This is a genomic window from Vibrio sp. 10N.286.51.C3 (assembly GCF_003050065.1).
Taxonomy (GTDB): Bacteria; Pseudomonadota; Gammaproteobacteria; order Enterobacterales; family Vibrionaceae; genus Vibrio; species Vibrio crassostreae.
The window spans coordinates 1-24,981 of record NZ_PIGC01000013.1 but is presented as its reverse complement, the minus strand read 5'-3'; the positions used below and the strand labels follow the sequence as shown (position 1 = coordinate 24,981).

General features: G+C 44.4%; 19 protein-coding genes and 2 pseudogenes. 14 read left to right on the top strand and 7 right to left on the bottom strand.

Going from position 1 to position 24,981, the window contains the following annotated elements; all coding sequences use genetic code 11:
* Nucleotides 1-222 precede the first annotated feature (222 nt).
* Complete coding sequence (locus CWO27_RS14950; protein WP_102433123.1) at nt 223-966, bottom strand: sporulation protein; 744 nt, start codon at nt 964-966, stop codon at nt 223-225.
* A 181-nt stretch (nt 967-1,147) separates the two neighbouring features.
* Between CWO27_RS14950 and hutC the strand changes: the two genes are divergently transcribed.
* The 6 genes from hutC (at nt 1,148) to CWO27_RS14920 (ending at nt 8,548) form a co-directional block, all read left to right on the top strand.
* Entirely contained in the window at nt 1,148-1,861 is a 714-nt protein-coding gene (gene hutC / locus CWO27_RS14945) for a histidine utilization repressor (protein WP_107899165.1), read from the top strand.
* A 113-nt stretch (nt 1,862-1,974) separates the two neighbouring features.
* A complete protein-coding gene (gene hutI, locus CWO27_RS14940; RefSeq protein WP_102530447.1) occupies nt 1,975-3,225 on the top strand; it encodes an imidazolonepropionase in 1,251 nt (416 codons plus the stop codon).
* Entirely contained in the window at nt 3,212-4,276 is a 1,065-nt protein-coding gene (hutG, locus tag CWO27_RS14935) for a formimidoylglutamase (RefSeq protein ID WP_107899164.1), read from the top strand. Before hutI ends, hutG begins: the two co-directional genes overlap by 14 nt.
* Nucleotides 4,277-4,354: 78 nt before the next feature.
* Entirely contained in the window at nt 4,355-6,049 is a 1,695-nt protein-coding gene (gene hutU / locus CWO27_RS14930; protein WP_048615115.1) for a urocanate hydratase, read from the top strand.
* 14 nt (nt 6,050-6,063) lie between these two features.
* Complete coding sequence (hutH, locus tag CWO27_RS14925) at nt 6,064-7,596, top strand: histidine ammonia-lyase (RefSeq protein WP_107899202.1); 1,533 nt, start codon at nt 6,064-6,066, stop codon at nt 7,594-7,596.
* Nucleotides 7,597-7,822: 226 nt separating this feature from the next.
* Complete coding sequence (locus CWO27_RS14920) at nt 7,823-8,548, top strand: DUF3581 domain-containing protein (protein WP_010438254.1); 726 nt, start codon at nt 7,823-7,825, stop codon at nt 8,546-8,548.
* Nucleotides 8,549-8,641: 93 nt separating this feature from the next.
* On the opposite strand, the gene CWO27_RS14915 is transcribed toward CWO27_RS14920, so the two are convergent.
* From CWO27_RS14915 to ydiJ, 4 genes are all read right to left on the bottom strand, one after another.
* Entirely contained in the window at nt 8,642-10,297 is a 1,656-nt protein-coding gene (locus CWO27_RS14915) for a S1 family peptidase (RefSeq protein ID WP_107899163.1), read from the bottom strand.
* Between the two features lie 389 nt (nt 10,298-10,686).
* Complete coding sequence (locus CWO27_RS14910) at nt 10,687-12,321, bottom strand: trypsin-like serine protease (protein WP_102433129.1); 1,635 nt, start codon at nt 12,319-12,321, stop codon at nt 10,687-10,689.
* Nucleotides 12,322-12,473: 152 nt separating this feature from the next.
* Nucleotides 12,474-12,935 (bottom strand): methyltransferase family protein, encoded by a 462-nt coding sequence (locus tag CWO27_RS14905; RefSeq protein ID WP_102433130.1) that lies wholly within the window; start codon nt 12,933-12,935, stop codon nt 12,474-12,476.
* Nucleotides 12,936-13,002: 67 nt separating this feature from the next.
* Nucleotides 13,003-16,038 carry a D-2-hydroxyglutarate dehydrogenase YdiJ gene (gene ydiJ, locus CWO27_RS14900; RefSeq protein WP_107899162.1) on the bottom strand — a complete coding sequence of 1,012 codons (3,036 nt, stop codon included), beginning with the start codon at nt 16,036-16,038 and terminating at the stop codon, nt 13,003-13,005.
* Nucleotides 16,039-16,260: 222 nt separating this feature from the next.
* Here ydiJ and CWO27_RS14895 point away from each other — a divergent pair, with 222 nt between their 5' ends.
* From CWO27_RS14895 to CWO27_RS14865, 8 genes and pseudogenes are all read left to right on the top strand, one after another.
* The gene (locus CWO27_RS14895) at nt 16,261-16,944 is read left to right on the top strand and encodes a DUF3334 family protein (protein ID WP_107899161.1); all 684 of its coding nucleotides are present in this window, start codon (nt 16,261-16,263) and stop codon (nt 16,942-16,944) included.
* Nucleotides 16,945-17,153: 209 nt separating this feature from the next.
* Nucleotides 17,154-17,843: a DUF2786 domain-containing protein gene (locus CWO27_RS14890; RefSeq protein WP_017059769.1), complete on the top strand. Its 690-nt coding sequence runs from the start codon at nt 17,154-17,156 to the stop codon at nt 17,841-17,843.
* Nucleotides 17,844-17,956: 113 nt separating this feature from the next.
* Nucleotides 17,957-18,622 (top strand): OmpA family protein, encoded by a 666-nt coding sequence (locus CWO27_RS14885; protein WP_048607125.1) that lies wholly within the window; start codon nt 17,957-17,959, stop codon nt 18,620-18,622.
* Between the two features lie 157 nt (nt 18,623-18,779).
* Nucleotides 18,780-19,347 (top strand): annotated as a pseudogene (locus CWO27_RS23985) (tetratricopeptide repeat protein); the annotation flags it as partial.
* An 83-nt stretch (nt 19,348-19,430) separates the two neighbouring features.
* Nucleotides 19,431-19,865, top strand: a pseudogene (locus tag CWO27_RS23980) (hypothetical protein); the annotation flags it as partial.
* A 165-nt stretch (nt 19,866-20,030) separates the two neighbouring features.
* A complete protein-coding gene (locus CWO27_RS14875; RefSeq protein ID WP_004733419.1) occupies nt 20,031-20,219 on the top strand; it encodes a hypothetical protein in 189 nt (62 codons plus the stop codon).
* 364 nt (nt 20,220-20,583) lie between these two features.
* A complete protein-coding gene (locus tag CWO27_RS14870) occupies nt 20,584-20,991 on the top strand; it encodes a SulA-like leucine-rich domain-containing protein (RefSeq protein ID WP_004733418.1) in 408 nt (135 codons plus the stop codon).
* A gap of 294 nt (nt 20,992-21,285) precedes the next feature.
* Complete coding sequence (locus CWO27_RS14865) at nt 21,286-22,389, top strand: phosphoribosylaminoimidazolesuccinocarboxamide synthase (protein ID WP_017055177.1); 1,104 nt, start codon at nt 21,286-21,288, stop codon at nt 22,387-22,389.
* Nucleotides 22,390-22,529: 140 nt separating this feature from the next.
* On the opposite strand, the gene CWO27_RS14860 is transcribed toward CWO27_RS14865, so the two are convergent.
* Together CWO27_RS14860 and CWO27_RS14855 are read right to left on the bottom strand one after the other, a co-directional pair.
* Nucleotides 22,530-22,907, bottom strand: a complete 378-nt coding sequence (locus tag CWO27_RS14860; RefSeq protein ID WP_019821854.1) for a hypothetical protein — start codon at nt 22,905-22,907, stop codon at nt 22,530-22,532.
* A gap of 203 nt (nt 22,908-23,110) precedes the next feature.
* A partial coding sequence (locus tag CWO27_RS14855; protein ID WP_107899159.1) for a helicase-related protein occupies nt 23,111-24,981 on the bottom strand: 1,871 nt, incomplete at its 5' end.

The window sequence follows — 24,981 nt, the reverse complement described above, 5'->3', positions numbered from 1 at the left end:
ACGAAATAATATGAAATGACAATGTTAGTCCCGCAGCACCACAAAACTATATGACTGAAATGTCTCTTCTATATAGATCCTTCTAACGCCTAACCCATAGCTCAATCAGTAATTCGTTGGCTTTATCTACAATACAAAAAAACCGAACGGTTAAGTTCGGCTTTAGAAGTTGTATTGTCTTGTCTCTGTTAATAGACAGAGCAACTACTAACAGAGAGGGAACTACGCACTCATGATTCTTGATACAGCGTTGCGGATGTCTGAGTCGGCCGCGTTAGCTGGCAAACTGAATGAGATGTATTGGTCGCCACGGAAGCTCATTGAGCGGTCGATTTCTGCTAAGCAGTGAACCATAGAACCATCTACGATGAATGACAGCTCGATCTCTTTGTTATTCATAAAGCCGCCGCTGCGAAATTCAATCTCTTGGTAACAGCCAGAGCGAGAAGCAAAGCTGTTGCCTTTTAAGAAGCCCTTCTCTACGTCTGCTTTCACCATTGCCATGCCCGATGCTTCTACACTTTGGATGATTTTAGCGACCGTTGGCAGTGGGTGTACGGAGATAAAGTCACGGTCTTTAGGATCAATCGCGAAGCCGATATCTAGATTGGTTTCGACCCACACATGGCATTGGTTCATTTGTGCGTTCAACGCGGTGACTGGCGTTTCATCATTCAGTTTAAGACGGAATGGAACCAGTTTGGCTTCGCCCGGTTGGATAACGAAAGGCTCTACGGCTTGAATACGACCGAGTGAAAAAGTTTCATAGCTAGTGCTGTCTTCTGTTTCTACTTTTACTTCTGTGTTGAGAACCAAGTTAATCAGGTCGATTTGTTGCTCAACGTCGCCACCAACAATGTGAACATTGCCTGACAACTCGCCACCTTGGAAAACTTCAATATTATCTAAGACGGTATCAACCTTTGCTGCACCAATGCCCAACGAGGCCTTTAATTTCTTAAACATATTATTTCTCTTTCTAATTATCTGATTTACGAATAGTTATTGCGTGACAATTTGCGACACTTGCCTCACAGAATCAAGCAATTTGCCCCATCTATGTTGAATAAGGTCACATTACCCGAGGAAATGTTGAAATCGTGAAAAATTCCGTTACTCTATTTGTATAGTCAAATAAGGTTTCATTATGTCGAAAGCGCCGCTCTACCTTCAGATAAAACAGTTCATAGATGACAAAATTACCAATGGTCACTGGCCGGTGGGTTATCAAATTACCACCGAACTCGAACTCACAGAACAGTTCAACGTGAGTAGAATGACGGTGAATAAAGCCATTCGAGATCTTGTGTCTGAAGGCAAGCTCATCAGGAAGCCAAGGCTCGGTACTTTTGTTTGTGAGCCCGACGAAAAAGCACAATCTCCGCTACTTGATATCAACAATATCGCGCAAGAGATCAAAGACCGTGGCCAAACGTATACTAGCCAAGTGATCAAACACGATAACATCAAGGCTGATGAAAGCACCGCCACACGGTTAGGCGTGATGATCAATGCAGAAGTATTCTATAGTGAAATCATCCACTTTGCTGACAATACGCCGATACAACTGGAAGCTCGTTGGGTGAGCTCTCAAGCCGCTCCAAAATACCTAGAGCAGGACTTTTCAAAATCTACACCCAATGAATACCTTTCAAAAAACTGCCCGTTGAGTGCTATTGAACACACGGTTGAAGCCATTATTCCAGACACTCAGATCAGAACGTCACTAAAGCTTTCTGAATCAGAGCCTTGCCTTCTTTTGAATAGAAGAACATGGAGCAAAGAACGTCTCATCAGCTTTGCATTGCTCTACCATCCTGGCTCTAAGTACAAATTAAGCTCCAAGATACTTCTAGATTAAAGAACATCATCCCGATCGACGATCACATTTTTGCAACATCAACTTGATTCGGGTCAGCGTTTAGCCTATTTATTTGTATATACATTTAATGTTAAGCAAAGATCTAGGTGATTATGAATTTGATCCTCAAAAACGCACGAGTGGTCTCCATGAGTTCAGGAGCCGATGGTTATCAGCCCTCTGCCCCTCAAGATATCGTTATCGAAAACGGTAAGATCGTGTCCATCTCTTGTTCAAACCAAGGCGAACTTGCTTCTGAGTTAGAACAAGTAAGTGTTGATGGTTCTTTGGATTACGCCACCTATGACTGCAAAAACAAGTTAGTCACCCCAGGGCTGATTGATTGCCACACTCACCTCGTATTTGCAGGTAATCGCGCCAACGAATTTGAACAGCGTTTGAATGGTGTCTCTTACACCGACATCGCCAAACAAGGCGGTGGAATTCTAGCGACAGTCACGGCCACACGTGCAGCGCAAGAGTCTGAGCTGGTTGAAATGGCGTTACCGAGACTCGATGGCCTACTAAGAAGTGGCGTAACCAGCATCGAAGTAAAATCTGGCTATGGTTTAACACTTGAAGATGAGCTCAAAATGTTACGTGCTGCTAAAGCGTTAGAGAATCATCGCCGAATTAAGATCAGCACCACTCTCCTTGCAGCCCATGCTGTACCGCCCGAATACAAAGAGCATCCGGACAGCTATATCGATTTGGTTTGCCAAGAGATCATTCCTAAAGCTGCAGAGCAAGGACTCGCCGATGCAGTTGACGTGTTCTGCGAATCTATCGGCTTCAATCTAGAACAAACCGAACGTGTATTTGCGACAGCTAAAGAACATGGGTTAGCGATCAAAGGCCACACAGAACAGCTTTCTAATATGGGTGGTAGTGCGCTTGCAGCGAAGTACGGCGCACTCTCTGTCGACCATGTTGAGTACCTTGATGAAACTGGAGTCAAGGCACTGGCGGAATCAGGCACAGTTGCTACCTTGCTTCCCGGCGCTTTCTACTTCTTAAAAGAGACTCAACAGCCACCTATTGCCCTACTTCGTGAACACAACATTCCAATGGCGATAGCGACCGACTTAAACCCCGGCACTTCTCCTTTTGCTGACTTAACGCTAATGATGAACATGAGCTGCACCCTGTTTGGTACGACGCCTGAAGAAGCACTACGCGGTGTGACTTGTAACGCTGCCGCAGCCATTGGCGACTCACAAACCAAAGGTAAAGTTGAAGTGGGTTATGCCGCTGATTTGGCTATCTGGAATATCGACCACCCTGCTGACCTGAGCTATCAAGTTGGTGTTCCTCATCTTCATAAACGCATTGTTAATGGCGAGGTGTGTCATGACTCAATCTAAGTCCAACGGCATTCAAAAGAACTCAGAAACCGTACATAACTTTGTGTGGACGGGACGTAATGATCTTGAAGATGGTGCACTCTGCACCCGCGTTCATCACATTACCAAGCAAGTGCAACATAATGATTTAAGTAACGAGCTTACTGATGGCGCTATCGCTTTGGTCGGCTTTGCCAGCGATGCAGGCGTTGCAAGAAATAAAGGACGAGTGGGCGCAAGACAAGCACCTAACCTAATTCGTCAAGCGTTAGCTAATATGGCTTGGCATAGTGATACACACATCGCGGATCTTGGTGATATCGAATGTAACGATGGTCAATTAGAAATCAGTCAAAAACAGTGTGCTTCTGTGATTGCCAATGCCTTATCAACCAACAAAGTGATTACCCTTGGCGGTGGTCACGAAGTGGCTTGGGCCTCGTTCCAAGGCCTCGCTGAGCATTTACATCAAACTGAACACCGACATGAAGCGGAACGCCTTGATAAAGGTCAGCCAGCACACAAGCCTAAAATAGGCATCGTTAACTTTGATGCTCACTTTGACCTTCGTGAATTTGAAAGCGACATCGCTGATGTTAAACCCAGTTCAGGTACACCTTTTAATCAGATCAGCGATTACTGCCACAAACATCAATGGCCGTTCAAATACGCTTGCCTTGGTGTTAGCGCGGCAAGCAATACTAAAGCACTGTTCAACAAAGCCGACCAACTAGGCGTTTGGTATGAACACGACCGCAATATGACCCAAGTAAACCAAGTCGCTCAATTGGTTAAGTTGCAAAAATTCATCGATGAGTGTGATTACCTCTATCTCACCATCGATCTCGATGTCTTCCCTGCGGCGACTGCGCCGGGTGTCAGTGCACCAGCGGCAAGAGGCGTGAGCTATGAAACACTCGCTCCTTTTCTAGAACAGATTTTTAAACACAGTGAAAAACTCATTATCGCGGACATTGCGGAATATAACCCAGACTACGACGTCGATGGCCAAACGGCTCGATTGGCTGCTCGTTTGTGTTGGGATATTGCCTCTGCAATGGCCAACGACTAATCCAGATATACCGATAACTACAACTACAACTACAACTACAACTACAACGATATAACGTGAAACAGAAGGAATTCCAAAATGACGGAACACCACAACAGTGACCCTCGTCTCGACACGACTCGCGAAATTCGCGCACCTCATGGCACCACTTTGCGCGCTAAATCTTGGTTAACAGAAGCACCACTGCGTATGCTAATGAACAACCTAGACCCTGATGTGGCAGAACACCCACATGCACTGGTTGTGTATGGTGGTATTGGTCGCGCAGCGCGTGATTGGAAATGTTATGACAAGATTGTTGAAGTATTAGAGCGTTTAGAAGACGACCAAACGCTGCTTGTTCAATCAGGTAAACCTGTAGGCGTGTTCCCGACTCATAAAAACGCACCTCGCGTGTTGATCGCTAACTCTAACCTTGTTCCACATTGGGCCAACTGGGAGCACTTCAACGAGCTCGATAAAGAAGGCTTGATGATGTACGGTCAAATGACCGCAGGTAGCTGGATCTACATCGGCTCACAAGGCATCGTTCAAGGTACTTATGAAACCTTTGTCGCGATTGCGAAGAAACACTTCCAAGGCGAAGCAAACGGCAAATGGGTACTCACAGGCGGCCTTGGCGGCATGGGCGGCGCTCAACCTCTTGCGGCAACAATGGCTGGTTTCTCAATGATCGCGGTTGAGTGTGATGAATCACGAATCGACTACCGCTTACGTACTGGCTATGTAGACAAAAAAGCCACCAGCTTAGATGAAGCAATGGCTATGATTAAAGAGTCAGACACGCCAATCTCTGTTGGCTTATTAGGTAACGCCGCAGACGTCTTCCCAGAGTTAGTCGAACGTAACATCACGCCTGACGTAGTGACCGACCAAACATCTGCCCACGATCCACTGAACGGTTACTTGCCGCAAGGTTGGACAATGGAAAAAGCAGCGCAAGAGCGCACCATTGATGAAGCAAAAGTGGTGAAAGCCGCGAAACAATCGATGGCGATTCAAGTTCAAGCGATGCTCGACCTACAATATCGAGGTGCTGCGACTGTAGATTACGGTAATAACATTCGCCAAATGGCACTGGAAGAAGGCGTAGAAAACGCATTTGATTTCCCAGGTTTCGTTCCTGCCTATATTCGTCCTTTATTCTGTGAAGGCATCGGTCCGTTCCGTTGGGCAGCCCTATCTGGCGACCCAGAAGACATCTACAAAACAGACCAAAAAGTAAAAGAACTGATTCCAGATAACCCACATCTACATAATTGGCTAGATATGGCGCGTGAACGCATTCAGTTCCAGGGCCTACCAGCTCGTATTTGTTGGGTTGGCTTGAAAGATCGTGAACGCTTGGGCCAAGCATTCAATGAAATGGTTAAGAATGGCGAACTTAAAGCACCCGTTGTTATCGGTCGTGACCACCTAGATTCAGGCTCAGTAGCAAGCCCGAACCGTGAAACAGAAGGCATGATGGATGGATCAGATGCCGTATCAGATTGGCCTCTATTGAACGCCCTTCTAAATACTGCAGGCGGCGCAACATGGGTTTCTTTACACCACGGTGGTGGCGTTGGCATGGGCTTCTCGCAACACTCAGGTATGGTGATTTGTTGTGACGGTAGTGAAGATGCATCACAGCGAATTGCTCGCGTACTTCACAATGATCCTGCAACTGGCGTAATGCGTCATGCTGATGCGGGTTACGATATTGCCAAGCAGTGTGCGAAAGAACAGAAGCTTGATTTACCTATGTTGAACGAAGAACTTCGTCGCCTTTAATGTCTGGAGATAACATGTTGAATTTATTACTTAAGCCAGGACTACTAGGCCTATCTGAACTGCGTAAAATCAGCCGTAGCCCTGTGAACCTGTCACTCGACCCTGCAGCTATCCCTGATATTGAAGCGAGCATGCAGGTTGTCGAGCAAGTGATTGCTGAAGATCGCACGGTATATGGCATCAATACAGGTTTTGGCTTATTAGCGAATACTAAAATAGCCCCTGAAGATTTAGAAGTACTACAGAAAAGTATCGTGCTTTCTCACGCGGCGGGCATTGGTAAATTCATGTCTGATGAAACTGTGCGCTTGATGATGGTGTTAAAAATTAACAGCTTATCTCGCGGTTACTCTGGTATCCGCCTCAAGGTGATCAATGCACTTATCGATCTTGTGAACGCTCAAGTTTACCCATGTGTACCACAGAAAGGCTCAGTAGGTGCATCTGGAGATCTTGCTCCCCTCGCCCACATGAGTACCGTTCTGCTAGGTGAAGGCCAAGCACGCCACAACGGTAAGATCATTACAGGTTTAGAAGCGATGCAGATCGCTGGCCTTGAGCCAATCACACTTGCTCCTAAAGAAGGTTTAGCGCTGTTAAACGGTACTCAAGCATCGACGGCCTTTGCATTAGAAGGTCTATTCGCAGCTGAAGACTTGTTTGCGTCTGCAACCGTGTGTGGTGCAATGTCTGTAGAAGCCGCACTCGGTAGTCGCCGCCCATTTGACCCTCGTATTCACCGCGTTCGTGGTCATCGTGGACAAATGGATGCAGCGCTTGCTTACCGTCATCTGCTCGATCAAAAGAGTGAGATTGGTGAATCACACACTTGTTGTGAAAAGGTTCAAGACCCTTACTCACTGCGTTGCCAACCTCAAGTGATGGGTGCTTGTTTACAGCAGATTCGTAACTCAGCAGAGACTTTAACGATTGAAGCGAATGCCGTATCCGACAACCCGCTGGTTTTCGCTGACGATGGCGACATTATTTCAGGGGGTAACTTCCACGCAGAACCTGTGGCAATGGCTGCCGATAACCTTGCATTAGCAATAGCTGAAATCGGTAGCTTGTCAGAACGAAGAATGGCGCTGCTGATTGATAGCGCGCTAAGCAAACTTCCACCTTTCTTGGTCGATAACGGTGGCGTGAACTCGGGCTTTATGATTGCTCAGGTTACCTCTGCAGCATTGGCGAGTGAGAACAAAACCTTAGCGCATCCTGCGTCAATAGACAGCCTTCCGACATCAGCAAACCAAGAAGACCACGTATCAATGGCAACCTTCGCAGCACGTAGACTTAGATACATGGCTGAAAATACCCGTGGGATATTGGCTGTAGAATATTTGGCAGCAGCACAAGGGCTAGACTTCCGCGCTCCGAATCTATCTTCTCCTCGTGTGGAAGAAGCGAAACAGATTTTGCGTGAAAAAGTCAGCTTCTACGACAAAGACAGATATTTTGCACCGGATATTGAACAAGCGAACTTATTGCTCAAATTATCCGTTCATAATCACCTAATGCCAGAAGGCACTTTGTGTAGCTTTTAAAGCAAAAACATTCTGAACAACACTCATTAGAGTGTCATATAAACAAGGGCTATCGATTAGCCCTTGTTGCATTGAGCCAGAGGCCATATCTCTCTTAAAATCGTCACATACCATCCAACGTATTTATCTAATTAACTGATATATAAGCAAAGTTAACTGGATAGACCATTAGAACGAAGTTAGTTAGCTATAATCCACCCCAGATTTGATGACTAATAGCGATACTATGTTTCTGACACCTTACTTTTCTACTGAAGACAATCAATTTCAATTCACTCGTGAACAGGCTAGCCACTTTGCTAAAAAAGTAGCCGCTGACTTCAACCCAATTCACGATGAAGACAACAAGCGCTTCTGCGTGCCTGGCGATCTTTTGTTTGCAGTTCTTCTGCAGAAAGAAGGCATCAGCCAAAAAATGCGTTTTGATTTTTCAGGTATGGTTGGTAACGGTATTGCGCTTAGCGTTGACAACAAGTGTGAAAAAGAAAGCTCACTGGTTGACGAGAAAGGCAAAGAGTACCTACACATGTCTTGTGAAGGTGAGAAAAGCCACGATCAAGCATTCATCGAACACGTAGTAACAAACTACGTTAAGTTCTCTGGTATGAACTTCCCACACATCATGGTTCCTCTTATGGAAGAGCAACAGATGATGATCAACTGCCAACGCCCTCTTGTTATTTACGAGAGCATGGAAGTTGAATTTACTCGCCTAGACCTATCTCACCCAGAAGTTGAATTCTCTGGTGCGACTTTTGATGTTGAAGGCAAGCGTGGCATCGTGACACTGAACTTCGATTTCAAAGAGGACGGCGAAGTGGTAGGTAAAGGCGTGAAACGCATGGTAGCAAGTGGCCTTAAGCCATACGACCAAGCTTCTGTCGATGACCTAGTAAACCGCTTCAACGAACGTAAAGAGATGTTTCTAGCTCAGTTCGCAGCTGCCGCTTAAGTAAGCCAACACAGAATTAAAAAGCCCAACTTGAGGTATCAAACTGGGCTTTTTTTATTCTAAACAATAGATATTAATATAAGTCACCGGTATTTACTGAGTACCTTTCCTCTTCAATGACGAAAGTGACTTACGTATCATCGTGCCACCTAACAGCATCGCCAGCCAATACCAACCCATTGAACCACCTGTCTTTTTGATGATTGGATCTTCCACCAAGCTTAGCTCTTTAATCTCATTACTATAAGCAAAGTTCTTAATGGTCACTCTGTCATGCCCTGCAGAACCCGCCTCATCTTTGCTGTACGCAATCATGAAGCTATTGTCTTTAGCTCTCGCCATTGGCAGTTCAACAGTCCCAGATAATTGCCCCGCAAACGCGCCGACTTCAAAGCCGTTAATGTAGATCTCCATATAGTCACGATCTTCTTCAGAAAAGACGGTGAGATCCAAAGACACGGTACCAGCTGGGATTCCGTCAACAATGAATGCGGTGGACTGGCTATTACTAATATCCGGTGAAGCTATCGTATACCCTTCAACATCCCAAGCTTCTGTGCTGTAAACTGCATTCTTAGGTATCGTGACGAGTGAATTCACTGCATCAGAAACCACATTCGCGCCAATAGCATATGCCTTTGATGTCACCACACCGGCTAATGAGTCGGTTGACAGCTTGATACCAAAATCATGATTACCCACTGAATCTATGTTGTAGCTTACAACCACATCACAGCCTTCATTCGGCGATAGCGTCGTACAACTATTGCTCTTTATGATCGCAGTACCATTGTAGGTTATGGGATCGTCTGTGGCGACAGCTAAAGATACGTTGGTTACTTTAATCTCTTGATCAGATTTGTTCGTAAATTCAAACTTGTGTTCAATTGGGCCCAAAGATCGAGCACCAAGCATCGCTTTAGTTTGGTAACTAAAACCTGCCGTCTTCTTACCTATCCAGTCAGCAAAGTGGCTTATGTTGGTGTAGACACCGTATGCCCTTGGCTGTGCACAACCTTCTCCCCAACTCACAAGACCTAGCTGTTCGTAGTGACCATTGGTGGACAACATGATTGGACCGCCGCTATCCCCGCTACATGAATCGCGTCCGCCTTCTTTGTAACCGGCACAAAAAGCATCAGAGCCAATATCTGAATATCCGTCTCCTTGACCAAAGTTACATTCTCGCTGACTAACTAACGGAACATTCACTTGATGTAACTGACTCGTGGATGAGTATTGCTCTTCTGATGAATTCTGGTTACCCCAACCTATGACAGTTAACATCTGACCTGTATTCAAGTTATCACGAGCATAACCATCGACCAGGTTAACCGCAGACTCCGTGGGCTTATCATTAAGCTCAATAATAGCGATGTCATTACTCGCAGGCTCTTGAGTATAACTTTCATGGGCATAAATTTGCTCAACAGAATAGCGGTGCTGCTCTACGTCGGGCGAAGAAAGATCAGAGACACCAATGACAACCTCAAAATCTTGGTTGCTACTTGCTTCGATACAGTGCGCTGCGGTGAGCACATATCGCTCACCAATGAAACTTGCGCCGCAGAACTGCCCTTCGTAGGCATCCATGTTTTTTGAAACAAGCGCGACCATGAATGGCCAACTACCTTTTGCCGCTTCGTTACCATTGATAATTTGAGGGGAGATATCTGCCAACACCGGCATTGAAGAGAGACCAACCGCATAAATACTTAATGGCAGCCATTTTGTTTGGATAACTTTCATTACCTAACCTTTCATTTGTTTTAATAATAACTGACAGGTTATTTGATAAAAAATAAATATAAATGGTAAGCGCACCAAAATATGGCTTACCTTGAATAGGTTTCAAACATTAGTGAATAGCTAGCTTATTAACTGCATTAACAAATCAAACCTAGCGCCTAACCTTCTGTTTGTAATCAACATATTCAGCACTGAATAATTGCCTAGTACTCGCTCTTCTGGTTTGATTTGGCACTGATTGAAACCAAGTTAGAAACGGAAATCGGAGTTAGCTATAACCGTGAATTCAGATCAATAAAGCCCAGCTGATTTCATCCAGCTGGGCTTTTCGCGTTTAACTAAAGGTGATAGGTTGGCTATCAGTCTTAAGTTAGCGTCAGTGGTATAGCTTACTGATCACCTTTCATCTTCAGTGGTGAAAATGACTTACGTACAGTCGCACCGCCTAAAAGCACAAATAACCAATGCCAAGACAGCGAGCCGCCGCTACCGCCCCCTGAGCTTTTTGCGTTTTGCGTTCCTTCAGACTTAGATATCTTTATCTCATCTGTATAAGAGAAGTTCTTGACCGTAGCTTTGTCATTTCCGGTGGAACCAAACCAATCTTTCACATAGGTAATCATGAAGCTATTATTGGAATCTCTCACCATCGGTAGGTTGACCGAACCAGAAAACTCACCAGAGACACTATCAAGTTTTTGACCATTAATATAAACCTCAACAAAATCATAATCAGCTTCAGACGATGCAGTTAGGTCAAACGAAACTGTACCAGAAGGAATCCCCTCAACAATAAGCGCTGTAGATGTACCGTGGCTAATGGACGGTGAGGACAGCGAATCACCTTCTGTAATCCAAGCTTGTGTGTTGTAGACGCCACTGTTTGGTATGCTTACATATGAACTCACCGTATCCGTTACAGATCTCGCTCCGATTACAGAAGCAGTTGAAGTAACCGTGCCTACCAATAAATCAGTGTCAACATTAATACCAAATTCATGTTCACCAATTGAGTTTAGGTCGAAACTAACCACAACTTCACAGCTTTGCCCTGCAGTTAAAATGCTACATCCGTTGTCTGTTATAACAGTATCATTACCTGAAATTGGATAAACACGGTTTACTGCAATGTTTTGATCAGATTTATTTGTGAATTCAAAGGTATGTGAAATAGGCGCCAATAATTTTGCACCAAGCATTTCAATTTGACGGTAACTAAGCCCTGATTGCTGCTCATCAATCCAATCATCAAAGTAGCTAATATTGGTATAGACTCCGTAGGCGTTGGACTGTGCACAGCCTTTACCCCAGCTTACAATGCCCAGTTGCTCATATGTTCCATTTGTCGACACAACGATTGGTCCACCACTGTCACCCTGGCAGGAGTCATAACCACCATCACTGTATCCCGCACAGAATGCATCACTGCCAATTGACGCATAGCCACTGTGAGGAACGCTATTACATTCATACTGATTAACTAAAGGAATGTTGACTTGATATAGTTCACTCTTAGATGCATAACCATCTGATGCGTCCTGATCTCCCCAGCCCATCACCGTTAGCATCTGACCATCATTTAGGTTACCTCGAACATAACCATCAACGAGATTAACCACAGACTCAGCTGGCTTTTCTGCGAGCTCAATAATGGCGATATCATTGCCTGTCGCTGCAGAGTTGTAATATTCATGTACATAAATATTATCAACAGCGTATCTATGTTGTGCGGCTTGAGAGGCAGAAAGGTTTGATACGCCAATCACCACATCTAGATCTTCACGACCATTACCTTCCACACAGTGAGCGGCAGTTAATACATATCGCTCACCAATGAAGCTCGCACCACAAAACTGACCGTCATAAGCGTTCACGTTCCTTGAGACTAGCGCAGCCATAAATGGCCAATTGCCTTGTGTTGCTTCTTTACCGTTGATAATTCGAGCTGAAACATCTGCCAACACCGACGTTGAAGACAGACTCACTGCATAGATACCTAGCGACAACCATTTAGCCTGAACCATTTTTATTACCTAGCCTTTTATATCTTTTAATAATGATGTGCAGGCTATTTTATAAAAACACAATATGAAACATTGGTTATATTTTTTTGTGATGAATCTCAACTAAATGATAATAGTTATTATCTAATTACTTGATTGTCTTTGAATCCACATCAGATCCAACGCCTAACCTTTTGTTTGTAATCAACATATTCAGCACCGAACAATTTTTCTAGTGCTCGCTCTTCGGGTTTGATTTGGAACTGAGTCATGTACATTACAAATACAAAACTGAGTAAAACGCTGAACAGGTTTTGGAAGAAGTAGCCAAAGCAAAACAGTAGGATGAATAGCCCTAAGTACATTGGGTTACGGGTGTAACCGAAAATACCGCTGTCCACAACTGCCGAGGCGGTTTCGACTTTGATCGGATTAACGGTGGTGTTCTGTTTTCGAAATTCCAATATGCCTGATATTCCAATCACACCACTCAATACAATCCCGATACCGAGTACAACCATTCCATAAGGCAGTGCAATTGCTCCTAGGATCAATTGCTGCGCACAGAAGTTCGAGGCTATAAATACAATAATGAAAAGTGCAACGGGTGGTACTTTTAACTCAAGAAATCTCATAGCTTTCCTTATTAACAATTCCATTGTTAGTTTAGAAAAAAGCCCAGCAATTGCTGGGCTAAATGTATTAAATAATTTTTGCGAGCGCTTGTAGTGGGTGGGCAAGCTTCTCACCCTCAAAACGCTTCACTTGGCTTCGACAGGAATAACCCGTCACTAAGCAACGCTCTTTCGGTAAGTCTTGCATCCTTGGCTTCCAACTTAGACCGTATATGTCTTTCGACATTTGCAGCTTATCGACTTCGTGACCGAAAGTACCTGCCATACCACAACAGCCGACAGGAACGCTGGTTAAAGCAGCGCCAAAGTGTTTGAAGATAGCGCCCCACTCTTTTTCAGCGTTTGGCATTTTGGTCTTCTCCGTACAGTGAGCAAACAAGTACCACATTTCTTCGCTTGCAGAACGCGCTTCAAAATCACCGAGCGACGGCATTAACCATTCATGTACGGTGAGCACATCAAAGTCGCCACGCTTGTCACCTAAAATCTCGACGTATTCATCGCGGTAACAAAGCACAAGAGCAGGATCAACACCGACTAAAGGAATACCAATATCAGCCACCATCGATAAGAAATCAGACGTCGATTTCGCCTCACGAGCGAAACGACTTAAGAAGCCTTTTATGTGCAGCGCTTTCCCATTAGGTTTGAACGGCAGTAGTACCGGTGTTTTGCCAAGCTTCTGAGTCAAGGTAACGAAGTCTTCGACTACCTCTGCATCATAAAAGCTAGTAAACGGGTCTTGGACGATCAACACATGCTGTTTCTTCTCTTCAGAAGAGAGCCCTTCTAGATATTGGATATCGAATAGTTGCAGCTCTTTGCTCGCCAGACGATTCTTAAGCGTAGGGACCGACATAAGCGGTGCATCAACATAACCGACTGTTTTCGCTGTTGCGGTTTGTATCCACTTTTGACCCAAGGCAGCATTAACAACCTTTGGCGCTTTCGCCATTAGCGGCAGCATGGTTTCAATGTTGGCGACTAAATAGTCTTTTGCAGGGCGTTGGTAGCGTGAGTAATAAATGTTTAAGAATCGAGAACGGAAGCTCGGAACATCAACTTTAATCGGACACTGGCTCGCACACGCTTTACACGCAAGACAACCGTTCATCGCTTCGTGAACTTCATGCGAGAAATCGTATTCATGGCGTTTGTTCATTGTATTACGAACACGTTCCACCATGGTTTTAACCGGAGTATTGTCCTTCAGCGCTTCTTGCTCTAAATCGAGAATATCGACGCCTTGCTCTGTTAACTGGCGTAACCATTCTCTGACTAAGCCTGCGCGGCCTTTTGGTGAATGACGACGGTCAGCCGTAACTTTCATTGAAGGACACATTGGCGAGCTCGTGTCGTAGTTGAAACATAAGCCGTTGCCGTTACATTCCATCGCTTGCTTGAAGCTGTCACGAACTTGTACTTCGATCTGACGGTCGTAGAAACCACGCTTAGTATCGGTGACTTTCACCAATTCAGCGTCACTTTCTAAAGGCGTACAGATCTTGCCAGGGTTCATCTTGTTATGCGGGTCGAATGCCGCTTTAACGCGTCTTAATTCGGTAAACAGCTCTTCGCCGAAGAAGTCAGGACCATACTCAGAACGGAAGCCTTTACCATGTTCACCCCACATTAAGCCGCCGTATTTCGCCACTAGCTTAACCACTTCATCAGAGACTTCATGCATCAAGGCTTCTTGCATCGGGTCACACAGATCCAATGCTGGACGAACGTGTAATACGCCCGCATCCACGTGACCAAACATGCCGTAATTCAACTCTTTTGAATCGAGTAACACTCTAAATTCAGAGATAAAGTCCGCGAGGTTTTCTGGTGGTACACAAGTATCTTCAGCAAAAGCGACTGGCTTAGCTCGGCCTTTCGCCGCACCTAATAAACCCACCGCTTTCTTACGCATGTTGTAGATTCGGCCAATACTCGCCAAATCGCTACAAACTTGGAAACCGATCACACCCGCGTCTTCGGTTTCTACCATGGTTTCAAGTTGTGCCGTCAGCGCTTGAACTTGTTGTTCAACTTCCGCTTCATCTTGGCCTGCAAACTCAACCATGTTGATGCCAAGCATCTCTTTGTTAGGGACATCGGTCAGCAGGTCGCTCACGGTGTGCCAGACGATGTCTTGCTTCGCTAAGTTCAATACTCTTGAATCAACCGTTTCAACAGACAGTGCTTTCGCTTCCACCATAAACGGTGCATTACGCAATGCAGAATCAAACGTGTTGTATTTCACGTTAACCAGTGTGCGTGCTTTTGGAATCGGCGTTAGGTTTAGCTTAGCTTCCGTGATGAATGCTAACGAACCTTCAGCGCCACATAGAACGCGAGTCAGGTCAAAGCTATCGTCTTGCTCGTTGATTGCATTCTTTAGATCGTAACCAGTTAAGAAGCGATTCAGCGGAGGGAATTTATCCAGAATTTGAGCGCGCTTGTCTCGACAAACAGCCTCAGTCACCTCAAGGGCATGGTGAGCGAATTCACCTTCAACGGGTAAGCCGTGTGATAAATCAGACTCTAAACATGAACCGTCTGCGAATACCGCTTGTAGCGATAATACATGGTCAGACGTTTTTCCGTACTTTAATGACCCTTGGCCCGAAGCATCGGTATTGATCATGCCACCCAAGGTTGCTCGGTTACTTGTGGAAAGGTCTGGAGAGAAAAAGTAACCATACGGGCGAACAGCGTCGTTCAATTGATCTTTAACGACACCAGACTGAACTCTTACCCAGCCTTCTTTCTCGTTAATCTCAAGAACCTTATTCATGTATCGCGACAGGTCAACCACGACACCTTTTGTTAAAGATTGTCCGTTGGTTCCGGTACCGCCACCACGAGGGGAAAAGGTCACACGTTCGTAAGCAGATTTAGAAACCACTTTACCGATAAGCACAACATCTTGCGTTGTTTTAGGAAGGATGACCGCCTGCGGCAATTGCTGATAGACACTGTTATCAGTCGCCACAGCCAAACGGCTAGAATATTGAGATTCAATGTCGCCAGTAAAGCCCGCTGTTTTTAGTTCATCTAAAAAGCGTACGACAACTGGATCGACATCAGCATTGAGTTGAAGTCTTGGTAACATTTGCTTCCTGCCCCTACTTCGCTGATCCTATCAGCATTGGGTTATCTGAGATTTTTAATAATTTTCTTTGAATTTCGTCACTTTACTACTATTAAGATCATATAAAAAGGTGATCAAATCAGAATCTCAGTGCAAGAATGGAGAAATAGTCACTTTCGTCTTATTTCAGTAGTAATATACTGAATAACATTTTGTTTAAGACATCTCCACGAGCACATCACAATGAAAAAAAACAAAACAGTCACAACTGAAGATATCCTTCTTAAACTATGCCAATCAGTCTCAAGCGTACTTACTTCAGCGACGGCTTCTCAGGTGTCCTATTCAGCCATGGTTCAAAAGATCAACAAAACAAGCCTAAAGCCAGACTTTGGTTGCTTCGTTCTGTTTGACGGCGGCTTTTCTGGTCTTGTTGTTATCAATTTTACGTCCAAAGCAGCGTTAGAGGTCTACACCAATTACATGCGCAATATGGGCATGCCTGAAAACGAGCTCGCTGTGCTTCATACTTCAGACGAAGTGGGTGATGTATTGGGTGAGTTGATGAACCAATTGGTGGGTGACTTCACCAATAAAATCCGCAAAGAGCTGCAAACCAACATCACCCAAAACCAACCAAAAATGCTGGCTCTGAACAAGCAAGTAAACCTTTCTGTTGATACCAATCTCGATCGTCCACAAGCTCGTCGTGTGACCTTCTCTACCGCCAATAACAACATCTTCTACCTTGAGCTTGCGATGGATAAGACCGAATTCATTCAATTGGAAGAATTTGAAATCGCAGAAGACGAATGTCCAGATAGCATTCTTGAGGCGACTCAGAAAAAAATGCAAGAAGCGAACAAGCCAGCTCAAAGCTCTGGCAATGATTCTGCAGCAGATCTACTCGATGAACTGGGTATCTAGTTTGCGAAAGCTCTAGTCATTCTAAAAAATCGAGTCACCAACGCCATCAATACTCTTGATGGCGTTTTTGTTTGTGTCACCAAGCCGGCTCGTGCAGTCCAATGTTCACCACCTCACTTGTTCATCAAACCAGTTTTGCCTTTCTGTTACCCGCGAAAACATGTAAAATGTTGGACTTTTAAAAATTTGCGGTACTGATTAAATTGTCGATGGATAAGAAAAAAGCCCTAAAGAAAATTGCCAAGTGTCTTGAGCTTGGAAATTCTGCGAACGTCAATGAAGCTGCCAATGCGATAAAAATGGCGCATAACTTGATGCTGAAATATGGTCTCGAAAAAGACGATATTGAATTTATCAAGATGGGGAAAACTCAGTCCAGTCACCTGTTACCTGCAAATATCAGTTCTACACTGCTGCGCGTTATTCGCGGTATCAACACCAAGTTTGGCGTAGAAGCCGTGTTACTGAATCACAAAGGCCTCAAGCGCGTTGAATTCATTGGTGAAGCCGACCGCGCGATCTTCGCAGCCTTCGCTTTCGATATCATTTATCGCGAGCTGAATGAACACACCGGCCAATTCAGAAATAGCTTTGCTGGCTCTGGCACAGGCTCATTAGAAGTAACACGCCGCGTGAACTCGTTTGTTTCAGGCTGGGTTGAAGGTGCACTTGAAAAGCTGCCAACCATTACTCCAGACGACGAATCAAACAACAAGATCAATAACTACATTGATAAAGAATTCAAAAATATCGACCGTGAAACGTTCAAACAGCAACTGAGAGAAGCGATGAAAAACCTCACCGCCGATTATGAAGTTGGTTTGAAGAAAGGTCGTAAATTGTCTGTTAATCGACCAGTTGGCGGTACCCAGGCAGCTAAAAAGATAACTAAATCATAGAGCCACTTTACATTACTTCGGCGTATTGATAAAAACCATCAATAAGATTTACAGGACTATGTTTGTCACTCGGATTTATTCGTTTGATAGAAGTACATGATGGAGAAAATACGTTGAAAAAAATCACACTAGCCCTAGCGCTTACTATCGCTTTAACGGGTTGTCAGGCAACTCAACGCCAAAACGCGACAACTGGCGAATCTGAGACTAACTCTGCAACTCAAGGCGCTCTAATTGGTGCACTTGCTGGTGCCGTCGCTGGTGCAGCTACCGGTGACTCTAAAGACCGTGGTAAACGTGCACTTATTGGTGCGGCAGGTGGTGCGGCTGTTGGTGGTGGTATTGGTTACTATTTTGACCGACAAGAAGCAGCCCTTCGTGAAGAACTAATGAACTCTGGCGTTCAAGTAGAACGTGTTGGTGAGAATCAACTTCTACTTCGTCTGGAAAACGGCATTGGTTTTGATTCTGGTTCTTACGCTTTAGAATCAAGCATTCACAACACACTTCGCGGCGTTGCGCGCATCCTAGTTGAATACCCAGACACAAGCCTAGTGATCGAAGGTCACACGGACAGCACTGGCAGTGAGTCGACTAACCAAATCCTTTCTGAGCGTCGTGCTGAATCTGTTCGTGCATTCTTGATCTCTCAAGATGTAGCAGCAGGCCGTGCTATTGCTCGTGGTAACGGTGAGCGTTACCCTCTATGTGACAACAATACCTCTCAAGGTCGTGCTTGTAACCGTCGTGTAGAAATTCAAATCTTGCCGCTTAAGTAGCACGATTAAAGCCCAGTCCGTCTTTATCTATTGAATTAACCTCTATATAGTTGTTTATCAGTTATGTTACTCAATTAACGTAATACTAATAACCAACAACCATAAAGCGTATTCATACTGACATATCGACTCTGGGCTTTTTTACGAGACTTATCTTTTGCTTATCCAATCCAACTTTTTGTCATCGTCACTTCTTAGAACTCTATTTCTAGCCCTCGTTTTTTCCTCGATACTGTTGCCCACCCCACATTTCGTGCACGCAGCAAGTAGTAATGAGTTTTCACTACAGTCACAACCTCAAGATCCCATTTCTCAATACCAATTAGCGCAAGCGTATGAATTGGGAACGGGTGTGCCTGAGAACATCGACGACGCATTCTATTGGTACTCTCAATCTGCAGATAATGGCAATGCAGATGCACAATTTAAACTCGGCGAGTGGTACTTGGCAGGAACAAGTATCGAGCAAGATAACAAAATGGCCTTAGAGTGGTTCATCAAAGCGGCATTGCAAGGTAACAAGAGAGCTCTAGTGGAAGTAGCAAAGATCTATGAGTCCTCACTTGAAAAGGAACTACTCCAACCATTAGATGCCGCGCAGCTATGGTATGAAGCTGCCTTAAAAGACAACCCTAATGCAGAAGATGGCTACACCCGTGTTCTACAAGCGCAATTCAACCAGCAGCGCGCAAAGCAGATCTCTTCAATAGAACAGCTCGATGACAGCATCGACTCTGAAATCGACAGCAGTCAGGGGCTATCTCAGCAAGTGCAATCTAGCCAAGCGACACGCTCTAAGCTCTCCAGTTCTAACCTAACCAGCTCTGAATATATGATTGGTGCTGCGTTGGCCTTACTGATTGCGATCTTGAGTATCAGTGCGACTCTGGTTATCTCGCGAAAGAGACAGGTTCTAAAATCTGGTGAATTGAATCAGCAACAACAATCACTTGAAGCGCAGCTTAGCTCAAAGGACCTTACGATTAGGCAACAAAAACGCCAGCTGCACACTATGTTTCACGAATTGAAGAAGCAGAAAAACAGCAAAGGTCTGAGTAATTTGCAGGTCGCTTGTGCTCTGTTTGGGTACACACCGAGTTCAATACCTGACCAGAAAAGCATCAAAATTCGATACAAACAACTGTCGAAAATCTATCACCCTGATGGTCATGGATGTGACGAAGAAATGAAACGTTTGAACAATGCGCTAAAAACCATTTTACAAAATGTTACAAAACCGTAAACAAACACACATCTTCATTTTCCTATATCTCAAAGATAACGATTTTATTGGTGTTGCAATCGATCCCCCTCTCAAAAACGGGTAACAAACTATTAACTAATGGGTCTTACTTGTGTCATAATTTGCGCCGAAAATACACCTGACTTAAACAGGTGAGGAGAGAATATGTTCACAATAGAAGGCGTTTGTGATTGGTGCAAAAAGCCAAGCCTAGTTAAAAAGCATGACTACCTAGATGGTAAGTGTCATCATGCATGTAAAGAGTGCAATGATATTGCAACCATTGATGTTCGCCAGTTCAATATTGGTGAAATGGAAATGAGAGCAAAACTCTCCCAAGCGACATTGAGATAAGCAACACCGTGAAATATAAGAAAGCGCCTAAGGCGCTTTTTTTGTGCTTGTGGTTTTCTCTCTTCTATCTTCTATCTTCTCTCTTCTCTCTTCTCTCTTCTCTCTTCTCTCTTCTACACAGGTATATACAGTACTTTTCTGTCAAAACCACTGTATACACCTGTGTAAAGCTCACATTTTTTCAACTGATGAGACAAAACAGCAAATTCATTCAAATTTAATTTATCAAATAATTTCAATAGCTTAATTAAATTTCACCCATAATTCCAGACGAAATCGTCCAATAATCCCGCAAAAAACGCTTGATCTTATAAGCAACTAAAACTACTGTATACACATACAGCATGTATATAAGGACAGCAAAATGATTCAAGCACACGTTAAAGCCCAACACTCTAGCCCGCTAGTTCACTGCGCATTTACATCAGTTTCTCGTAAAAGCAAAAATTCAAACGAGGAAGCATTGTTTGCAAGAATGGCGTTGCTGTCCAATCAACACCAGTGGCTACTTTTTACGGCTCAAACACCAAGACCATCGGCTAAGCAGCTTAAGCAACATAATGTTTGCTGCGACCGTGTTATTCATATGAAAGCCTCTCACCAGATGACGGAAGTTGAAACGGTTGAGAAAGCCATCCGCTCTAAGAATGCGAGTGCGATTGTTGCAAGTGCATCGATTGATCAATTCAGCCAACAGTACCTAAGAACACTAGGTATGCGCTTTCAATGTGAAGTCTTCTTTATGGATGCAAATTCAGAGCGTATTCACTGATCTACCTTGCTTAACATTTTGGTTCACAAACATAGCTTAATCTTTTAGCTAACAAACTTAAGTTAACTCGACAGCATAGCTCTAAAACACAGTCCAAACATACTGCCTTCCTCTGCCCTACAATTCGCCAATTATTCAGCGGATAGTTAGGCGGGGGTTTTTATTTGATCAATAGATTTAGCAATCGTTTGCTTTTTCTCTGGAAGCAAACAGTAGATTGGGTATAATGCCCGTCTAATCATGTGCACACCGCACTTCTCTGTATGACGTTTGATAAAAGATAGGAATGTCTAAATGAGCCTTGCTGATCAAGTTCTTGCCGTAAATGATGACCTACCAATCCGTACTGACAAACCTGTCCACAGTGGCAAGGTTCGCTCAGTCTACTGGTTAACTGAAGAAGATAGCCAACGACTAATTAAAGAGAAAGGTTACGATGTAGCACCAGATGCGCCTTTAGCAATCATGGTGATCAGTGACCGTATCTCTGCATTTGATTGTATCTGGCGTGGTGAAGGGAATCTGAAAGGTGTTCCAGGTAAGGGAGCAGCTCTAAATGCTATCTCTAACCACTGGTTCAAATTGTTTAAAGACAACGGCCTTGCTGACAGTCATATCCTTGATATCCCTCACCCATTCGTATGGATTGTACAAAAAGCTCGCCCAGTCATGATCGAAGCGATTTGTCGTCAATACATCACAGGCTCTATGTGGCGTGCATACGCGAACGGCGAACGTGAATTCTGTGGTATCGAGATGCCTGAAGGCCTAGAGAAAGACAAGAAGCTACCAGAGCTGCTTATCACGCCTTCTACTAAAGGGATTTTGAAAGGTATTCCTGGCGTTCCAGAAGCTGATGATGTGAACATCACACGTAACAACATCGAAGACAACTTCGCAGCATTCAACTTCACTCAGGCAAGTGACATCGCGCATTACGAGAAGCTGCTAAAAGAAGGCTTCAACGTGATTAGCCAAGCACTGGCGAAAGTAGACCAAACCTTTGTCGACACTAAGTTTGAATTTGGTTACGTCAACGATGCTCAGGGCAAAGAAAAACTTATCTACATGGACGAAGTTGGTACTCCAGATTCATCTCGCATTTGGGATACTCAGGAATACAACAACGGCAACATCGTTGAGAACTCAAAAGAAGGCTTCCGTCAGTTCCTGCTTAACTACTTCCCTGATGCCGACATTCTATTGAACAAAGAACGTATGCCAGAACGTGAAGCACTAGCTCGTGACAATGAGCTGCCTCTTGATTCGCTAATGTCTCTTTCTCGTACTTACCTTGATATCGCTGCGAAAATCACAGGTGCTGAGATTGTCTTGAGCGAAAATCCTAAGCAAGAGATCATTGATGTTCTGCGCGCTGACTATGGTCTAATCGACTAGTGGCTTAATCGCTTTATCTCAAAGTAGAAAGCTAGAAAGCTCGTAAACACAGGTTTTAGATACTAAAAGGGCCTCAATATTGAGGCCCTTTTTACGTGTGCGTTTTACTAATCCTGAGAGAGGTTATAGGCGAACTGAAGTTACAGCCTAATCGTGAACTCTTCTCCAGAATTACCCGCAATCACTAAATGACTGCGCGATTCAATATACTCGATCTGCTCTTCTTCAAGAGAATATGGCATCACTACTTTGAGCTCATTGATTCCTTCCAGCTTCGCGAGCTTGAGTAAGGTCACAATATTCGACTCATCACTTTTACGCGTCGACATTGATTTCAATGCCATCTGCCATAAACGATCTTCAGGGCTTGCTAGCTCTTTAATGCTATCTCGCCAGACGGTACTGAATACTGGCGCAATTGTGGTGAGTGCTTCCAGAAAAGTCCATTTTTTACTGCATGAGGCGCCAAGAAATGTTGTGTAATCGAACTCTACACGCGTCTCTTCCTGTTTATCCATGATGTCCCCCGACACTTTGGCAACACAATATACTCAATATCTATCAACTCTTTCTTTATAGCAATAGGATATAGAAGAATAGTCTTTTATGACCTTTTGATTGGTTAAAAAGGCATATAAAAATCAAACTTGTAACAAAATAAGCACTGAAAAATCATATATGCACCTATTTGATTAATATTTTAGAGATAAAACTTATCCATCTATTTGATATCAATTATTCGGCTCGCTTTTTTGTACTGAATGCGCCAGCCTGACCATGTCGGTAGCTCCCAACGTTTTGGCGATAACTTTCGACTACCCGATTGATAGTGAACGTAAATCAGCTTTCTCGCGGGCAAGTATTCTACATCGAGTTGCAAGTCGGCAAGGCTCAATGCAAACGGGTATTTTTCCGAAAATTCTGAATAGAGCCAAGTTGGAATGCCATCGAACGGTATGTCTGAGTGGTCAAACATTTCCAATTCGCTGACATCAGTAACCCCTAACACTTCAAGCTGCTCTATAAACCATAGCTCAAAGTTAATGTTCTCAATTTCTGGTGTGTATTGTGTTTGCTCATCGAGACCGAGTTTCACATACAGCTGCCAATGCTTAATCTCTTGAGTGCGAACCTTTGCAAAACCAGGAAGTTGAGCACCACTTACCACGAGATCGACGATAGGCTTTAATGATAGTTGCCCTTCAGCCGCGACAAGCTTGGTTGTAATCGTGCGGCCTGCGTACATCAACGCCATCTCGGTAAAGACGCCATCATCATTCACAACGGTTTCACCTTGCTCCCAATCTCCTAACTCAGCATCAACTATAAGCTCAAGAGGAATAGGTGCAGTGACCGTCGCTAAGGTCAGTGTTTGCTTAACCCCTCTTCCCGGCAAGCTGTGGGTGTCTAGCACCAACATAGCTTGTGCATTGTCCGGGAAACGGTTCTGGCGACCAAGTACCACCTCTAACACTCCATTAGCAAAGGCCTCTTTCCTTTTCAGCCGGCGCACAAACACCAGTTCAGGATGAAGATCCACAATAGTCTTAAGTAGTTCAATGCGTTGAAAACGTGACGCGACTTCTAGCTGAGGAAGTTCAAATACCTCACGCATTTGCTTAGCTAGACCTTGAGCTTCATTCAGTGCCTGTAGGTCTATTTCTAAATGCGGATATTCGCGACCACGCACAATCTGAATTAACAGGCTTAAATCACACCCTTCTTTCTCCTGTTGCGCCAGTGCTTCCAGATGTTCTGCACTGTTCGGTAATTGATACAAGCGAGCAGGCACAGACAACGCCGCTGTGAGATCGACCATCGCTTCTTTGAGTGCTTTGGTTTTGATGCGAGTTACAATGTCTGCATACAAAGCATCAATCGGCAGTGGATACAGCTTTTTGCCGTGCTCGGTAATTTGATGGTCGGCGTTAATCGCTTCCATCGTCAGCAAGATTTGAGTTGCGCTATTTAGCGACTTCTCAGGAATAGGGTCGAGGAAAGATAAACTATCAAGAGTCGCACCACAACATGCCGCCGCCAACATAGGTTCGGTCAGCTCTTCACGCTGCAATTCAGGAGGCGTAACCAATTCTAACGCTGCGTGTTCGCCATACAAACGAACACAAACGCCGTCCATTACCCTACCCGCACGGCCCGCGCGTTGTTTGGCACTAGCACGTGATATGGATTTCAACATTAAGGTGGTTCTGCCGTTGCGTTGAACGGTGCGTCTTTCTAATCCTGAATCTATCACCACACCAATATCAGGAATGGTTAATGAGGTTTCCGCAACGTTTGTAGCAAGGATGACCTTTCTCTGGCCATCACCTTCAGTATTGGTATTCCGACCCGATAACGCTAAATCTCGCTCTTTATCACTCACCGAGGCATGCAATTTAACGACTTGGATATCTGGATTTTTCGCTAAAGCTTGTTCGCATTGCACGATCTCTTTTTTACCCGGCAGAAAAACCAACATATCGCCAGAAGACGCTATCAGTAGATGATTCACCTCTTCCGCGATGCGCTGTTCTAGATGTCGACTATCAGGCAGTGTTCTGGATTCATTCGCTCGGTGTTCAATCTCGACTT

Excerpts from the sequence above, each read along its gene's own strand:
- CWO27_RS14950 (WP_102433123.1), bottom strand. The coding sequence starts at position 966 with ATGTTTAAGAAATTAAAGGCCTCGTTGGGCATTGGTGCAGCAAAGGTT.
- hutC (WP_107899165.1), top strand. The coding sequence starts at position 1,148 with ATGTCGAAAGCGCCGCTCTACCTTCAGATAAAACAGTTCATAGATGAC.
- hutI (WP_102530447.1), top strand. The coding sequence starts at position 1,975 with ATGAATTTGATCCTCAAAAACGCACGAGTGGTCTCCATGAGTTCAGGA.
- hutG (WP_107899164.1), top strand. The coding sequence starts at position 3,212 with ATGACTCAATCTAAGTCCAACGGCATTCAAAAGAACTCAGAAACCGTA.
- hutU (WP_048615115.1), top strand. The coding sequence starts at position 4,355 with ATGACGGAACACCACAACAGTGACCCTCGTCTCGACACGACTCGCGAA.
- hutH (WP_107899202.1), top strand. The coding sequence starts at position 6,064 with ATGTTGAATTTATTACTTAAGCCAGGACTACTAGGCCTATCTGAACTG.
- CWO27_RS14920 (WP_010438254.1), top strand. The coding sequence starts at position 7,823 with ATGTTTCTGACACCTTACTTTTCTACTGAAGACAATCAATTTCAATTC.
- CWO27_RS14915 (WP_107899163.1), bottom strand. The coding sequence starts at position 10,297 with ATGAAAGTTATCCAAACAAAATGGCTGCCATTAAGTATTTATGCGGTT.
- CWO27_RS14910 (WP_102433129.1), bottom strand. The coding sequence starts at position 12,321 with ATGGTTCAGGCTAAATGGTTGTCGCTAGGTATCTATGCAGTGAGTCTG.
- CWO27_RS14905 (WP_102433130.1), bottom strand. The coding sequence starts at position 12,935 with ATGAGATTTCTTGAGTTAAAAGTACCACCCGTTGCACTTTTCATTATT.
- ydiJ (WP_107899162.1), bottom strand. The coding sequence starts at position 16,038 with ATGTTACCAAGACTTCAACTCAATGCTGATGTCGATCCAGTTGTCGTA.
- CWO27_RS14895 (WP_107899161.1), top strand. The coding sequence starts at position 16,261 with ATGAAAAAAAACAAAACAGTCACAACTGAAGATATCCTTCTTAAACTA.
- CWO27_RS14890 (WP_017059769.1), top strand. The coding sequence starts at position 17,154 with ATGGATAAGAAAAAAGCCCTAAAGAAAATTGCCAAGTGTCTTGAGCTT.
- CWO27_RS14875 (WP_004733419.1), top strand. The coding sequence starts at position 20,031 with ATGTTCACAATAGAAGGCGTTTGTGATTGGTGCAAAAAGCCAAGCCTA.
- CWO27_RS14870 (WP_004733418.1), top strand. The coding sequence starts at position 20,584 with ATGATTCAAGCACACGTTAAAGCCCAACACTCTAGCCCGCTAGTTCAC.
- CWO27_RS14865 (WP_017055177.1), top strand. The coding sequence starts at position 21,286 with ATGAGCCTTGCTGATCAAGTTCTTGCCGTAAATGATGACCTACCAATC.
- CWO27_RS14860 (WP_019821854.1), bottom strand. The coding sequence starts at position 22,907 with ATGGATAAACAGGAAGAGACGCGTGTAGAGTTCGATTACACAACATTT.